This window comes from Pedobacter sp. FW305-3-2-15-E-R2A2, assembly GCF_038446955.1.
In the GTDB taxonomy this organism is placed as follows: Bacteria; Bacteroidota; Bacteroidia; order Sphingobacteriales; family Sphingobacteriaceae; genus Pedobacter.
This window is the reverse complement of record NZ_CP151803.1, coordinates 3,809,289-3,824,396: the sequence shown is the minus strand read 5'-3', so window position 1 is coordinate 3,824,396 and position 15,108 is coordinate 3,809,289. Positions and strand designations below refer to the sequence as shown.

The 15,108-nt window shown below is 41.7% G+C and carries 13 protein-coding genes; 8 read left to right on the top strand and 5 right to left on the bottom strand.

Going from position 1 to position 15,108, the window contains the following annotated elements; all coding sequences use genetic code 11:
• Positions 1–2: 2 nt before the first annotated feature.
• The 4 genes from AAFF35_RS15220 to AAFF35_RS15205 all read left to right on the top strand — a co-directional run bounded on the left by AAFF35_RS15220 (position 3) and on the right by AAFF35_RS15205 (position 6,099).
• Positions 3–1,202 (top strand): FecR family protein, encoded by a 1,200-nt coding sequence (locus tag AAFF35_RS15220; RefSeq protein ID WP_342327375.1) that lies wholly within the window; start codon positions 3–5, stop codon positions 1,200–1,202.
• A gap of 73 nt (positions 1,203–1,275) precedes the next feature.
• On the top strand, positions 1,276–1,722 hold the full coding sequence (locus AAFF35_RS15215) for a protein-disulfide reductase DsbD N-terminal domain-containing protein (RefSeq protein ID WP_342327374.1): 447 nt from the start codon (positions 1,276–1,278) through the stop codon (positions 1,720–1,722).
• Between the two features lie 7 nt (positions 1,723–1,729).
• Positions 1,730–3,415, top strand: a complete 1,686-nt coding sequence (locus AAFF35_RS15210; RefSeq protein WP_342327373.1) for a cytochrome c biogenesis protein CcdA — start codon at positions 1,730–1,732, stop codon at positions 3,413–3,415.
• A 146-nt stretch (positions 3,416–3,561) separates the two neighbouring features.
• Positions 3,562–6,099 carry a zinc-dependent metalloprotease gene (locus tag AAFF35_RS15205; protein WP_342327372.1) on the top strand — a complete coding sequence of 846 codons (2,538 nt, stop codon included), beginning with the start codon at positions 3,562–3,564 and terminating at the stop codon, positions 6,097–6,099.
• A gap of 77 nt (positions 6,100–6,176) precedes the next feature.
• On the opposite strand, the gene AAFF35_RS15200 is transcribed toward AAFF35_RS15205, so the two are convergent.
• From AAFF35_RS15200 to AAFF35_RS15190, 3 genes are all read right to left on the bottom strand, one after another.
• Positions 6,177–6,623 (bottom strand): carboxymuconolactone decarboxylase family protein, encoded by a 447-nt coding sequence (locus AAFF35_RS15200; RefSeq protein ID WP_342327371.1) that lies wholly within the window; start codon positions 6,621–6,623, stop codon positions 6,177–6,179.
• 92 nt (positions 6,624–6,715) lie between these two features.
• Positions 6,716–7,300: a Crp/Fnr family transcriptional regulator gene (locus AAFF35_RS15195; protein WP_342327370.1), complete on the bottom strand. Its 585-nt coding sequence runs from the start codon at positions 7,298–7,300 to the stop codon at positions 6,716–6,718.
• 103 nt (positions 7,301–7,403) lie between these two features.
• Positions 7,404–8,189, bottom strand: coding sequence for a murein L,D-transpeptidase catalytic domain family protein (locus AAFF35_RS15190; RefSeq protein WP_342327369.1), 786 nt, complete (start codon positions 8,187–8,189; stop codon positions 7,404–7,406).
• Positions 8,190–8,566: 377 nt separating this feature from the next.
• Between AAFF35_RS15190 and AAFF35_RS15185 the strand changes: the two genes are divergently transcribed.
• Entirely contained in the window at positions 8,567–11,371 is a 2,805-nt protein-coding gene (locus AAFF35_RS15185) for a thiopeptide-type bacteriocin biosynthesis protein (RefSeq protein ID WP_342327368.1), read from the top strand.
• Here AAFF35_RS15185 and AAFF35_RS15180 read toward each other — a convergent pair.
• Positions 11,345–12,439 (bottom strand): histidine kinase, encoded by a 1,095-nt coding sequence (locus tag AAFF35_RS15180; RefSeq protein ID WP_342327367.1) that lies wholly within the window; start codon positions 12,437–12,439, stop codon positions 11,345–11,347. The genes AAFF35_RS15185 and AAFF35_RS15180 overlap by 27 nt on opposite strands.
• Before the next feature lie 80 nt (positions 12,440–12,519).
• On the opposite strand from AAFF35_RS15180, the gene AAFF35_RS15175 reads away from it, so the two are divergent.
• Positions 12,520–12,690 (top strand): hypothetical protein, encoded by a 171-nt coding sequence (locus AAFF35_RS15175; RefSeq protein WP_342327366.1) that lies wholly within the window; start codon positions 12,520–12,522, stop codon positions 12,688–12,690.
• A 22-nt stretch (positions 12,691–12,712) separates the two neighbouring features.
• Here the strand turns inward: AAFF35_RS15175 and AAFF35_RS15170 are convergent, their stop codons facing one another.
• A complete protein-coding gene (locus AAFF35_RS15170; protein WP_342327365.1) occupies positions 12,713–13,459 on the bottom strand; it encodes a LytTR family DNA-binding domain-containing protein in 747 nt (248 codons plus the stop codon).
• A 655-nt stretch (positions 13,460–14,114) separates the two neighbouring features.
• Here AAFF35_RS15170 and AAFF35_RS15165 point away from each other — a divergent pair.
• Both AAFF35_RS15165 and AAFF35_RS15160 read left to right on the top strand, forming a co-directional pair.
• The gene (locus tag AAFF35_RS15165; protein ID WP_342327364.1) at positions 14,115–14,684 is read left to right on the top strand and encodes a porin family protein; all 570 of its coding nucleotides are present in this window, start codon (positions 14,115–14,117) and stop codon (positions 14,682–14,684) included.
• An 80-nt stretch (positions 14,685–14,764) separates the two neighbouring features.
• On the top strand, positions 14,765–15,103 hold the full coding sequence (locus AAFF35_RS15160; protein ID WP_342327363.1) for a cupin domain-containing protein: 339 nt from the start codon (positions 14,765–14,767) through the stop codon (positions 15,101–15,103).
• Positions 15,104–15,108 lie beyond the last annotated feature (5 nt).

The window sequence follows — 15,108 nt, the reverse complement described above, 5'->3', positions numbered from 1 at the left end:
TAATGACACCAGAAACATTTAAATCACTTTTAGCAGGTCACCATTCAGGAACCTTAACTGTACCAGAAAAGCAGCAGCTGTTATCGCTGTTGCATGATCCGGAGTACCGTGAGGAACTGGAAAGTCTTTTTACGGAAGACTTGTCTTCGGAGGATTTTTCGGCCACTGCCACAAAAGAAGAACTGGATATGGTTTATGAACGTGTTAAGCTGCAAACGACCTTAAGAGAGCCGAAGATCGTTTCGTTCCTCCCGGTCTTAAGATGGACGGCAGCAGCGGTGGTATTCTTCTCGGTAGCTTTTGGTGCTTATTACCTGAATTCAAAATACAACAAAACGGTTCTTCCTTTGGAATTTGCCGGACAAAAAGGAGAATACATTAAGCCTGGTGGCAATAAGGCCGTGCTTACCCTTTCCGATGGTTCCCATATCGCGCTGGATGATGTGGCCAATGGAGAGATTGCTAAAGAATCTGGCGTTCAGATCACAAAAACGGCAGATGGAAGGTTATTATATACGGCACGTCCCGGATTAAGTCATGTAAAAGTGGGCTATAATACCATCGCGACACCAAAAGGCGGACAATACAGAATTGCCCTTCCTGATGGCACCATGGTTTGGCTAAATGCAGCTTCTTCCCTGAAATACCCATCGGCATTTACGGGCGCAGCGCGAAATGTCGAGCTTACCGGTGAAGCCTATTTTGAAGTCGCCAAAAACAAACACCTGCCTTTTATGGTGAAAACCAGGAACCAGGAAGTCGAAGTATTGGGTACTCATTTCAATATCAATGCTTATGAAGATGAAAATGGCGTAAAAACCACCCTGATTGAAGGAAGTGTAAAGGTCAGACTCCCGTCAAATAAATCAACAGTGCTTAAACCCGGAGATCAATCTGATGTCTTAACTGATATTAAGGTAAGTCAGGTAGATGCCAGTTCAGTAATCGATTGGAAACAAGGCTTATTTTGGTTTAATGATGAAAGCATTTTTAGCATCATGCGTCAATTTTCGAGATGGTATAATATAGATGTAGAATATAGGGGAGAGGTGAGCAATATCCGTTTCGGCGGACAAGTATCGAGGATGAAGAATTTATCACAGGTCCTGCGGATTATGGAACTCACAAAATCGATCCAGTTTAAGGTAGAAGGAAACAAAATTATTGTCATGCCCTATACAGAAATGGCCATTAAACAATAACTATTAGTTAAGAAAAATAACCACCATATATCACCTAATATATAAGTTTGCTAACACATAAAAAAACAACAACATGAAAAACCTATTCTTATTTGCTGTCGCTTTACTTTTCAGCATGACCGCGAGCAGCCAGATTTTAAGACCCGTAAAATGGAGCTATGCGGCAAAAAAGACTTCAAAAACAGAAGCTACCTTATACCTGAAAGCGAGTATAGAAGAAGGATGGCACTTGTATTCGCAGCATATACCAGATGGCGGACCAGTGAAAACTTCCTTCAAATTTACACCAGCAAAGACTTACAAGCTGAATGGTAAAACCACAGAACCAAAACCAATCGTGAAGTTTGAGAAAGCTTTTGACATGAACGTTGGCTATTTTGAGAACTCTGTGATCTTCCAGCAAAAAATCAAATTAACTGGTGCAAATGCTACGGTTAAAGGTACTTTAGAATTCATGGTTTGTGATGATTCACAATGCCTTCCACCAGAAACTGTTGAATTTTCCATCCCTGTAAAGTAAGCAGAAAATGATTTTAAAATACAATCAGACGAGCATAAAAATGCTCGTCATGGGACTACTCATGCTTTTTGGGTCGGTTACAGCAACCTTCGCTCAGGAAGCAGATACCTCATTCAGTGACATAGAATTCACCGAAATTAAACCAGATAGTACCCCTAAAGATAGCATCACCGCTACCGTGGTTAGTCCGGCAAAGGATAGTGCTGCTGTTACAGATTTGGCTAAGCCTCTGGTAAAGAAGGAAGAAAAGCAGGGGCTGATCGCCATCTTTATCGCAGGTTTCATCGGAGGTCTGGCTGCATTACTGATGCCTTGTATTTTTCCGATGCTTCCTTTAACCGTCAGCTTTTTTACTAAAGGAAGTCAGACGAAAGGAAAAGCGGTCAGCAGAGCGATGTTTTACGGCTTGTCCATTATTGTGATCTATGTGGTATTGGGACTATTGGTGACTGTCCTTTTCGGGCCGGATGCACTCAATAGCCTGTCCACAAACGGAGTCTTCAACTTCTTGTTCTTTATTTTACTGCTGATCTTTGCCATGTCCTTCCTGGGTGCATTTGAAATTACCCTGCCTTCCTCATGGGTGAATAAAATGGATGCCAACTCTGATAAGGGAGGTCTTGCTGGCTTGTTCTTTATGGCAGGCACACTTGCCCTGGTTTCTTTTTCTTGTACGGGCCCGATTATCGGGACTTTACTGGTGCAGGCTGCTACAAGTGGTGCATTGTTGGGGCCGGCAGTAGGGATGTTTGGTTTCTCGTTCGCCCTGGCCATTCCTTTTGCTTTGTTTGCCATGTTCCCATCCTGGTTAAGTGCCTTACCTAAATCAGGTGGTTGGTTGAACAGCGTAAAGGTGGTGCTTGGTTTTTTGGAACTCGCATTGGCGATGAAATTTTTAAGCAATGTAGACCTTGCTTATCACTGGAACTGGTTTGACAGGGAGGTGTTCCTGGTACTTTGGATCGTGATCTTTGGATTAATGGGACTCTACCTGCTTGGGAAGCTTAAATTCTCCCATGACAGTCCGGTGAACGCCATTTCTGTTCCGAGGTTATTGATCGCTGTAGTGGTTTTATCATTTACCGTATACATGATTCCCGGATTATGGGGAGCACCTTTGAAATCGGTATCTGCATTTCTTCCGCCTCAGGCGACTCAGGATTTCGACTTGTATACCTCCACCTTAACTGGTGCAGCCAATGGCCCTGCAGTAAAACATGAGGAAGGTCCTCATAAATATTCGGAGATCTTTCATGCCCCTTTAAACCTCAACGTATTCTTTGATTACGAAGAAGGAATGGCTTATGCAAAGAAAGTGAAGAAACCTGTCATGATTGATTTCACAGGCCATGCCTGTGTAAATTGCCGGCAAATGGAAGCGAATGTCTGGCCGGATAAAGCGGTATTCAGCAGACTGAACAATGACTATGTCATCATTCAGCTTTATGTAGACGATAAAACTGAACTTGCAGAAAACGAAAAATTCAAATCTAAATTCAGCGGTAAAGCTGTAAATACTATTGGAAATAAATGGAGCGACTTTCAAGCCGCCCGTTTTAACTCCAATTCCCAGCCATTCTACGTCTTACTTGGTCATGACGAACAATTGCTGGCGCCGCCTACAGGTGCAAATTACAATGCAGGGGAATACCTTGAATTCCTCAATAGTGGCTTAAAGAATTTCAATAAATAATTGAAAATTTAGGTTAATAGTTAATAGTAAAAACGATGGTCAGTGGATGCTGGCCATCGTTTTAAAATGTCATCCAGAATTAAACACCACAAATAGCCCGTTCCGGTATGAAGGAACAAATAGATCTAAAAACCAATTTATAACTAATGAAAAGATTAAGTTTGATCACGCTGGTACTCTTAGGTGCCGGTTTTCAAGGTTTTGCTCAACAGAAAAACCCAAAGAAAAATGCGGCTTCGGTAAGTCCGGCTGCAAATCCGAATGCCGTTAACCGCCCAGCTGCAGCAAACGGGCCTAAGCCTTATGCCGAAGTGATCACCGCCAAAGCAAAAACAGATAAAGGACTGTTTAAAGTACACACCATCGAAGACCGTTACTTTTTCGAAATCCCGGATTCTTTGCTGGAGCGGGAGATTCTTATTGTGAACAGAATCAGTAAGGCTGCTGCCGGTAACCGTTCACAAATGATGGGTTATGGTGGGGACCAGATTGGCGATAATGTCATTTCTTTTCAAAAAGGACCTGCCAACAAATTATTCATAAAGAGCATTTCTTTTGGAGAACGCTCTCAGGATACTACTGCGCAAGGTTTGTATAAATCTGTGATGAACTCAAATGTTCAGCCATTGGTCGCTTCATTTGACATCAAAGCATTTGCTAAAGATTCCGTTTCCGGTGCAAAAGGTGTGGTTATTGATGTGACAGATTATATGAACGGCGATAATGAGATTTTCTTTTTTGATCCTTCTGTGAAAAAAGCATTAAACCTGACCGGAATGATGAACGACAGAAGTTACATCAAAGAGATCAAAGCTTATCCGATGAACATTGAGATCCGTACCTTAAAAACGTATGCAAAATCGGCTCCACCGATGCCAGGTGGAATGGGTGGCGCACCAAGTGCGAGTCCGGCTACTTATGAACTGAACAGCTCGATGGTCTTATTGCCTTCTACACAAATGAAAGCAAGGTATTTTGATCCGCGCGTGGGTTATTTTGCTACTGGTTTCGTAGATTTTGATTCCAATCCTCAGGGGGTGAAAAATCTTTCCCTGATCACGAGATGGAGATTAGAGCCTAAAGCTGAAGACATCGAAAAATATAAAAGAGGAGAGCTGGTAGAGCCTAAAAAACAAATTGTTTATTATATCGATCCTGCAACGCCAAAAAAATGGGTGCCTTACCTGATTCAAGGGGTAAATGATTGGCAGGCAGCCTTCGAAAAAGCAGGCTTTAAAAATGCAATTGTAGCTAAAGAAGCGCCTTCAGATCCTGCATGGAGCCTGGAAGATGCCAGACATAACGTAATTGTATATAAACCTTCAGATATTCCAAATGCAAGCGGACCACACGTTCATGATCCACGTACCGGAGAGATCCTGGAAACGCATGTGAACTGGTATCACAATGTGATGTTGATCCTTAGAAACTGGTACCTGATCCAGGCAGCAGCAGTTGATCCTGCAGCGCGCAAAATGACCTTCGATGATAAGCTGATGGGGGAACTGATCCGTTTTGTCTCTTCTCATGAAATCGGACATACCCTGGGATTACGTCATAATTTCGGGTCTTCAGCAACCGTACCTGTAGAAAAATTAAGAGATAAACAATGGGTAGAAAAAAATGGACATACCCCATCAATCATGGATTATGCCCGTTTCAACTATGTTGCTCAGCCGGAAGATAACATCAGTTCCAAAGGAATTTTCCCTAGAATCGGTGATTATGATTTGTGGGCAATCGAATGGGGTTATAAATGGACGCCTGAATTTAAAGGCCCACAAGAGGAACTGGCGAGTTCTAACAAAAACATCATCAGCAAAATTTCCGGAAATAAACGCCTGATCTTCGGAACTGAAAGTGATCCAAATGATCCCCGCAACCAGAATGAAGACCTTGGCGACAATGCCATGCTGGCTTCCACTTACGGAATTAAGAACTTAAAGCGCATTTTGCCGAATCTATTGACCTGGAGCAAAGAGCCAAATGAAGGTTACCAGAATGCAAAAACGTTGTACGGTGAACTTGTAGGTCAATATGGCCGTTACATGGGACATGTGGCAAAGAATATTGGAGGAATTTATTCTACACCTAAAACGGTAGAAGAAAGTGGTGCTTCTTTTGTCGCTGTTCCTTATGCTACACAAAAGGAGGCAATGACCTTTTTAAATGCACAATTGTTTACCAGTCCAACCTGGTTAATCAACAAAGAATTGATAGAACGTACCGGAATTAATCCTGTAGATGTTTTTCAGGGAATTCAGAAAGGTACTTTATCCAGATTTCTGAATGCCAATACCATTGGCAAACTCATCAATGCAGAGGTAATGAGTGGTGCCAAAGCCTATACTGCGGAACATTTGTTTGCCGACCTTAAAAGCGGAATCTGGTCTGAATTGTATAACCATAAGAACATCGACGTGTACAGAAGAAACCTTCAAAAAGCTTACATAGACAACCTGAGTAAGCTGATGGTAGCGCCTTCATCGGCTGCTCCCGGTGGTTTCCCTGGAATGAGGTCATCTGATCCTACAAGTTCAGATGTATCCAGCATTAGTCGCGCGCATATGGCCAGTTTAGCCAAAGATGTCCGTCTTGCCATTCCTGCTGCAACAGGTTTGAGTAAATATCATTTACAGGATTTATTGGTGCGCATCAATAACGCATTGAATCCGAAATCGTAAATTATTTACCGCATTAAAAAGCCCCCTCTGGTCTGTTAAAACAAATCCGGAGGGGCTTTTTTTTAAGCTTACTTTTTCTAAACCCGATCCAATTCTGGTTTCCTATGGGTACTAACTGCAATCCTGTTCCAGGCATTGATGGTCACCACTGCCATGATAATTTCAGATAACTGTAAGTCCGTAAATAATTCAGCAGCACGATTATAGGTCTGCTCCGATACTCCGGTAGGAATTAGTGTAACTTCTTCTGTTAAAGCAAGAATAGCCATTTCTTCTTCAGTAAAGAATGAGGTTTCCCTCCAGGCGCTCAGCGTATAGATCCGCTGTTCTGTTTCTCCATGTTTCCTGGCATCTTTGGTATGCATGTCCAGGCAATAAGCACATCCATTGATTTGTGAAGCCCTGATCTTAATCAATTCTTTATGAGATTTGCTAAGGGAACTTTCGTTTAAAAAGCCCTCCAGTGCGAACATGGCCTGATATGCTTTGGGGTTGGTCTTCTGAATATCGATTCTATCTTTCATAAGTATATCATTGTTTTTTAGTCACGATTTTACCGTGTTTAAATTTCAATTCAAATTTCGGCATCAAAAGCCTTAAAAAAACTTAACCTGGTTTAAGAAATTCTTTTCACTTTCCTGGCCCGGATTTTACTTAGAAATTCAGGGGTAAAGCCCAGATAGGAGGCCAGCATATACTGAGGCACCCTTTGAACGAATTCCGGAAATGCATCGTTGAACTGGTGATACTGCGCTTCTCTGGATAAGGTATGGAGGAATTTTGTCCTGGTCTGAACGGCTGAATATGCCCGTTGCAGGATCAGGCGAAAATACCGTTCCAGTTTTGGCACGCTTTCAAAAAGCGCTTCCTGAATGTTTTTTTCCAACGCGATGACTTCTGATGCTTCTACTGCCTGAATCTGAAATCCGGAGGGAATGCGGTTCTCCAGACTGGTGTAATCGCTGATCCACCAGTTTTCAATTGCAAACTGCGTGGTTTGTTCAACTCCTTTATCGTCAAAAAAATACATCCTCAGGCAACCCTTTACCACGAAATAATTAGCAGAACAGATCTTCCCTTCCGTTAAAATCAGGGCTTTCTTCTTCAGCTGAAGGTATTTCAGTTTTTCAGATACCAGGGCTTCTTCAGTTTCATTCAGAGGAATATAGCGGTTGATATGTTGTAAAATTGGCTGGAACATAAACTGGCTTTGGGAAAGCAAGATAAACAATTGTTCCTGTTTTGAAGATGAAAAAAGGCAGGACAATATAGCCTGCCTCTTGTATTTTTTTATTTGATCAGGCTTAAATGCTCAATGCATTCAGCTCACGATCAGCAGTATCTGTTGCCGCATATTGCGCTGCAATATGTTCATTCAGGTACCTGGAAGTATAGTAATGATCGGTCACATTGATAAATAGAACCGTTCCGCCCTCGATGGTATTGATCACGGTATTTGCCAGTTCCGGTGCTACTGCCGGACAGCCCTGACTTCTTCCGAGTCGCCCAAGCGCGTTGATCGTCCCCTGACTCACATAATCGGCCCCATGAACAACAATGGATCGTTTGCGGGCATTGGAATTAAAACCTTCGTCCATTCCATCCAGGCGCAGTGATTTACCATGCTGACCGCTGTAAATTTCGGCAGTTAAGTAAAATCCGATACTGCTTTGAAAGGAATCGTTGACGTTAGAAAAGCGGGTTGCTTTATCATTTCCGCTACGCTGACCATGTGCGACCCAGGTATTCAGCAAGAGCTTCTTTTTCTCCAGATCGATGATCCAAAGACGTTTACTCGTACTGTTCTGGTCGAAATCTGCAATCGTTAAAATGGACTTGCCGGCAGCCACCTGTCCGGACTTTTTGAGGTTGTAAAAGCCGGTAAGGGCTTTTTCAAAAACTAATGGGGTTAACCCGCTTTCGGCAAGATGTGCGGACTGGTAAATGTTACTGACATGCCTGTTGTACAGGCTATCTTCAGTTGGAATTACAACCGGGTTAATCCGGGGAGTTACCGGCTCCCTGTTTATCATAGTGAAGGCCATCGTCATCGTAATCAATCCTGCTCCACCAAAAAGGTATTTCATCATAGAATTTGGGTTTAGTGCTATGAATATTTGAATTATTATTTAGGTATTGTTCTGCTATAGGCTTGATGTTTAAACGCTAATATATTGATTAATTGATGTTTAGATCTAATTTTAATGGGCTATTACTTTTTTATGACTTAACTATCTTAATAGTGTATTATCGTCACCTCAAATTGCCGGAACTGATGTTCCTGTTAATAATTATGACGTTTTTTTTCCTGTTTCATCAGTGGCTTCCAGCCGCTGTATCTTTGCGATCAGTAATAAAGACCTAAATCAGGGCAAAAGGTTTAAAACAGCTGAAAAATTCGTGTAATAGATCGCCTCGTTTACGTAATAGATTTTGTTCCTCCTCTTATCTGTAGGAATTTGTAATTATGAAAACAACCATCAGCCCTGTCGTTCTTTTAAGAATTCCGGCATTCTCCATTACGGATCAGTTAGTTGAAGTATGGGAAGAACTAAAAATAGCTATTAGCTTTTCTTCCAGTACTTTCTATGATAAAATAAAAACAATTGAAGCCCATGAACTGGCTACTTTAGATCCGAAAGTACAGTTTACAATATGGAAGTATTTCAACCGGTCCAAATACCGGGGGACACCATATGGCAGCTTTGCAGGTTTTGCCGTTGCGGAATTAACCGCAGGTCCAAAGGAAGTGGTCTTTTCTCAGAAGCAGCATTTGCATCGTTTTAAAGACTGGTCTTGCCGTAACGACCTCCAAGTCTCGAATGAAGATTTAACTTCCTCAGATCGCCTCTATTTCTCAAATTCAAGCACTTATTCCACCTCCAGGAATATTCGCTTCATTTCATTGCAGGAGCAGGTGTTTGAGCTGGCTGAAATTGAAAAAAGTACGTTCATTATAGATTTGCTGGAATTTTGCAGTAAAAAGGCCACCTATGCCGCCATCTGTGATTTTGCCGCAGGCCATGCTGTCTCCGAAGAAGTGCTCACAGGGATCCTCAAAGCGATGCTCGATTTACAACTGCTTTTCACGGACCTGAACCCCAATATCATTGGACCGGATTACTTTGGCAGGAGCAGGCAGCCCCTCAGCGGCACAGCAGAACAATACCTGATCGCAGAACGTAAGGTCTTGTCAGGTGGCGTCGATAAAGCCGCTTTAGTGCATTTACCATCCTGTATTGATTATTTAACAAGTATAGGGTTGTCGTCAGATAATCAGGGTCTTAAATTGTTTTCGTCAGAATTCCAAAGGCGCTTCGAATCTCAGGAACTGCCTTTAATGATGGTGCTTGATCCGGAATTGGGAATCGGTTACGGAGATTTTGCCGGTGTTGCTGCCACAACGGATTTAGCTCATGAACTGAGGGAAGCCATAGGCAGCTCAGCACCGGCAGCAATTCCTCCCGGAGCCTTTGCCTGGTCTTTGCTTAAGGAAATGCTAAACGGCGATAAAAATCAAGTCATTAAACTGGAGGAAATAAAGAACAATCCTCAGTCTGACAGGAAGATAAAGCCAGCCAACAGTTTTAGTGCTTTAGCAAGATTTTCAGATGAACTCGTGATTCTGGAGCAAATAGGAGGCTGCACTGGTAATGCACTGGCTGGAAGGTTTACCATGGCCAGCAAGGCCGTAGAATCACATTGTAAACAGATTGCTGCCGCAGAATCCGCAGCAAATCCAGAGGTGATTTTCTTCGATCTGGGGTATATGGCTGAAGGAAAAGTCGACAATGTAAACCGAAGAAAGGGGATTTATGACCATGAACTTCCCATTTTAAACTACTCCTGTGCAAAGGAGCTCATTTCTTTAAATGACCTCCTGGTTACGGTTAAGAACGGAGAAATCATCCTGCTCTCTGCGCAATATGGAAAAAGGCTGATCCCCAGACTCGCTTCTGCTTATAACTACAGCAGGTCTGACTTGTCGGTTTATCGCTTTCTATGCGACTTGCAACATCAGCAGATCCAGACACAAGTATCGTTTGACATTCAATCGCTCTTACCCGGACTGGATTTTTACCCCAGGATTCAATACAAAAATCTGGTTTTATCTACGGCAAAATGGAGAATCAAAGCCTCAGATCAGGGGCAGGAGCCAGTCCTTTCTTTTCTGGATAAAATGGGGGTGAGCAGGTATTTTTCTGCAGGGAACGGAGACCAGACCTTATGCTTCGATAAAGAGAATGAAACCGATCTTTTTCACTTCAAATCCTACCTGAATCAATACAACGATTTCGTTATAAGTGAGTGTATCATGTCTACTAATCAGAGATTTAAAGATGAATATAAGAAGAGTTACTTTACTCAGGTTCTCCTCACGTTAAATCACGACGAATTATTGTATTCCGGACATGCACCCCTAAAAAAAGCAAAAGATAAGGACATCGAACGGGTCATTGTTCCAGGGAAAGACTGGCTTTATTTTGAGATTTATTGTCATGAGGAAAGGGCAGATTTCATCCTTGCAGCATTGATCGGAAAATTCATAGAAAGCCATTCCCGGAATTTTAAAACCTGGTTCTTTATCCGGTACAATGATCCGGCTCCGCACCTCAGGTTAAGGCTCCAGTTGAAGCAGGAAGAAGAGGGTTATTTTTACATCAGCAGGTTAATGGAAATACTCGCAGAAGAATTATCGGATGGGATCATTACAGACGTTCAGCTGAAAACTTATTACCGGGAAACAGAACGTTATGGAGCTGCACAGATGGCGCTTACAGAGCGTCATTTTACGGCCGACAGCCATTATGCTTTAAGCCTTATAGAAAGTAATCCGGACCTGTTTAATAAATATGCCAATTGTACGGCATTAATGAAAACAGTTCTGGGGACATTGGGTCTTAACCAAAGAGATCAGGCGCTCTTTATCCGAAATGTTCAGCAATCATTTGAGAAGGAACACCGCATGACGAGTATTGAATTTAAAAAGGTGAACAGGGAATGGAGTCTTTTTCTGGAAGAATATCCCTTTGGAAGTCTGGATCAGGTCCTTCATGCCCTCCCCAGTGAGCTGATCCGTTCCTTTAATTTAACTTTAGCTGAAAGTGATCCCGAAAACCGAAGGTCCCTGTTTTGCAGTCTTTTTCACATGCACATCAACAGGTTGTTTGCCACTGAGCCAAGGGCCCATGAAACGATCATTTACAGCTTCCTGTACAAACTGCTGCAACTTGAAAAGCAACATCTACACCTCGTTAAGCTCGATCGTTAAAGTGGCCTGAAAATAATGGTCCTCAGTAACGGCAGTATGAAGCGTGGCTTTGTTGCCATAAGCAGACTTTAACCGCTTCTTAACGTTACTGAGGCCTATATGGTGACTGCTATATGCCGGCTGCTCGGTAATCAGGTTTTTCGTGCAAACCTGAAGTAATCCACCGGAACAGCTGATGTCAATGCTTGCGGGATGAGCGGCCTGCCGAAGTTCCCCATGTTTAAACATATTTTCCACGAGCGTCATGATGAGTAGGGGAATGATCTGAATCGACTCCACATCTTCTGTATAATTCAGGGAAATGTATAAACCATGTCCCGCCTTAATCTGATGGAGCCTGATCAGGTTTTCTACCTGCTCCAATTCTCCCGACAAGGCAGATTGTGCATGGTCCTTGACCTCTTCAATAGAATACCTCATCATTTCTGATAAAGCCATAATCGCTTCTGCGGCTTCAGGAGCAGTTTTTCTGGTATTTGTGTAAATAAAATTTAAGGTATTAAACAGGAAATGCGGATTGATTTGCGCTTTAAGATGGGCATGTTGCGACTTAATCAGATCGGAATAAATCCTTTGGTTTTCGATAATGACCAGCAATCGCTCTTTCTCTTGTTCTTCCGCCCGTTTTCTTTCCTTGAAGTAATTGAGAATATAGTCGTAACCGGTAGCAAACAGAATGAAATAAACTGCCCGGTAAGCCACATTGGTATGTGCCCTGAAGGTAAACTGTACCGGTTCAATAAGCTCGAGAGAACCAAAACGGTTTAAGAAATCAGCAGTGTGAAGAACGAGCGGAATATACAGCATCACTTCCAGCGAAATGAATAAAGGCAATCTCCAAAGTGCCTGAATGCTCTTCATTTTTGCCGCAGGCATCACCACCAGTGCATGGAAGTAAAACAACATGATGTTAAACGTATAGAAAAGCGCATAATTTCCAAACGTCGCAAAGGCCCCGCGGATCACGCCCATAATCACCACTTCATAGAAGATAAAGAGGAACCAGCCTATAAAATGGATCCGGTACCGGTATAAAAAGTCCTTGAAATTATCGGGTGTTATTTTCATTTCGTGTAAAAGAAGCCAGTGTTAACGTAATACTTTTCCCGGAGCCTGTTATCCTGCTTAATTTTCCTAAAAAAAAGAACATGAAAAAGGAACTAACAGCAATCAATCTAAAGAAAAGCACATTATTTGTGTTCAAATCAAAAAAAGGTAAATCAGGTTATTATACTGAGACCGTTAAAACTTATACAGATCCGACCAATACCAGTGCAACATCGCATACCAGTGGTATAATTGGATATGGAGCGCACTAGAAAGTGCCTAAGGCAATGAGATCTAATCGGGTACATTCCGCTTGGATTTCATTGTCTTTTCTCCCAGAAATACTAAAAACTGCTTTTTATAGGTCGTCCCCAAAGGCACCTCCATTTTATTACTCAGAATAATCGTATATCCCTCTACTTTGGTGATGTAATTCATCGAGACGATAAAAGACCTTTGTACCCTGACAAAGTTATGGTTGTCCTGCAACTTCGTTTCCAACTCCTTCATCGTCAAATAAGCCACATGCGTCTCATTCACGGTGTGGATCTTCACATAGTTGTTTAAACCCTCTATCATGATGATGTCTCTGATATTGATTTTTGTATATTTCTGCACCTGATCCGTCTTGATGAAAAAGAAATCATCTGCTGCAACCGCATTTTTTACGGCAAGCTCCGAATTCAGGAGCCGCTTGATCATTAAAGCAAATTTGCTCATGGAGATGGGCTTCAGCAGGTACTCATTTGCCTGTACGCCAAACGCTTCATAAGCATATTTAGAATGCCCCGTAGTAACCACGAGGTACTTTGTCTTGTCTCTTATGGCAATTGAAAGATCTATTCCTGACATTCCCGGCATATCCATGTCCATGAAAACAATATCAATCTGGTCATTGGCCGAAATTTCCATCAAAGCCTGCAAAGGATTTGTAAAGTATTTTACAAGTTGCAGATTGGGCATGGTATTGATGTAATCTACCAGGAGTTCTACAGCGTGTTTCTCATCGTCAATAATTACGCAGTTTAATTTCTTGTCCATTGATCTCCTCCTATAATTGGAATAATATTAATAAATCTAACCTAAAAATATTCACAACGCAAAACAGGTCCTTGGCGTAATACTTTTTATTATTTCATGAATTTTATTAAGAATGTGTAAAGTTAAATCAAATTCAGGGATAAAACTATAATTTCTATGCAGAACTCTAGGATTTATTGCGTTTACACCAAGTTATGGATGATTTTAACGGATTTTGAAGGGTGCTTTTTCATTCACCATGCAATTCGTATTGTTCACCACGTCAAACCCTTCATTGGCGTAAAAGAATTGGCGGTATCACTGATCTTACCTACTTTTATGACATCCCCCCTATAAAACGAAAATTCCTGATGCATGGAGGTGCATCGGGGATTTTTCCTCAATTTACGACCTTAAAAAGTAATTGAAACAAAAACATCTCGCGTTCTCATATAGTTTGTTAATTCAAAAAGGGGAGCATTCTTCCCCTTTCTTCAATGAACAACAATCCTTTATCATAATTCATTTTATTCTTTTTCAAAAAGAACTGATCATCCTATCCCGGAACTACTCCGGGATTTTTTTTTAAACCGACGTAGGGGTAGGTCTTGATTTGGTTGTCCTACCTGTAAATCATCAAAAATTTAATTGATCAATTATTTAAAAGAACAACAAAATGAAAACAATCAAGTATCTACTTATCATCACCGTAAGCATTTTCAGTATGAATTCCGTTAAGGCGCAAGTTCCAGGATTAAACTTCGGAATTAAAGCAGGTGCAAACTTCGCAAACCTACATTCTGACTTTAAAGGACTGTCTAATGAAAAAGGGAAAATGGGATTCAATGTCGGTGCATTTGCAAGGATAGGTAAAACCCTTTATTTTCAACCTGAGATTAATTACACTGCGTTTAAAAGTGAGTACAACTATGGCGGATCTACTTACAAGCCTAGTTTCAAACAAATGAACATTCCATTGATGGTCGGTTATAAAATCATCAATACTGAAGCCTTTAACCTGCACGTATCTGCCGGGCCAGACTTCAGCTATACCCTGAATAAACCGAATTCACCGACCTCATTTGATTACAAGAAATTCAATATTGGTGGTGTAATTAATGCAGGAGTGGACCTGGGAAGCTTAACCATAGATGCCCGTTACACCAGAGGATTCACGAAAATCAATAAAGGATTACAGGAAAAAACAGGCATTTACAACCTGTCTGTAGGTTTCAAAATTTTCTAATTCTTCTTTTTCACAAAATAATGGGGGCCGGTGATTATTCATTGGCCCCTTTATTTATATTTGGCTATAATTATTTCAACATGCAAAGTGAATTGTTTCAAATAGAAAGCGAAATGCCCTGGGAAGATCTTGGTAATGGCATAAAAAGACAGGTTTTTGGATATGACGACAGAGTGATGCTGGTCAAAGCAAAATTCGAAGCCGGAGCCATCGGTACCCTTCATGAACACCACCATACCCAGGTTACTTATGTAGACAGCGGCGTGTTTGAGATGACCATTGGTTCGGAAAAGAAAATCATCAGAAAAGGGGATGGCTTTTATGTGCCGCCACATGCCATTCATGGTTGCCTGTGTTTAGAACCGGGAATCCTGATCGATGCTTTTACGCCTCATCGTGAAGACTTTCTGAACGCATAAAAACA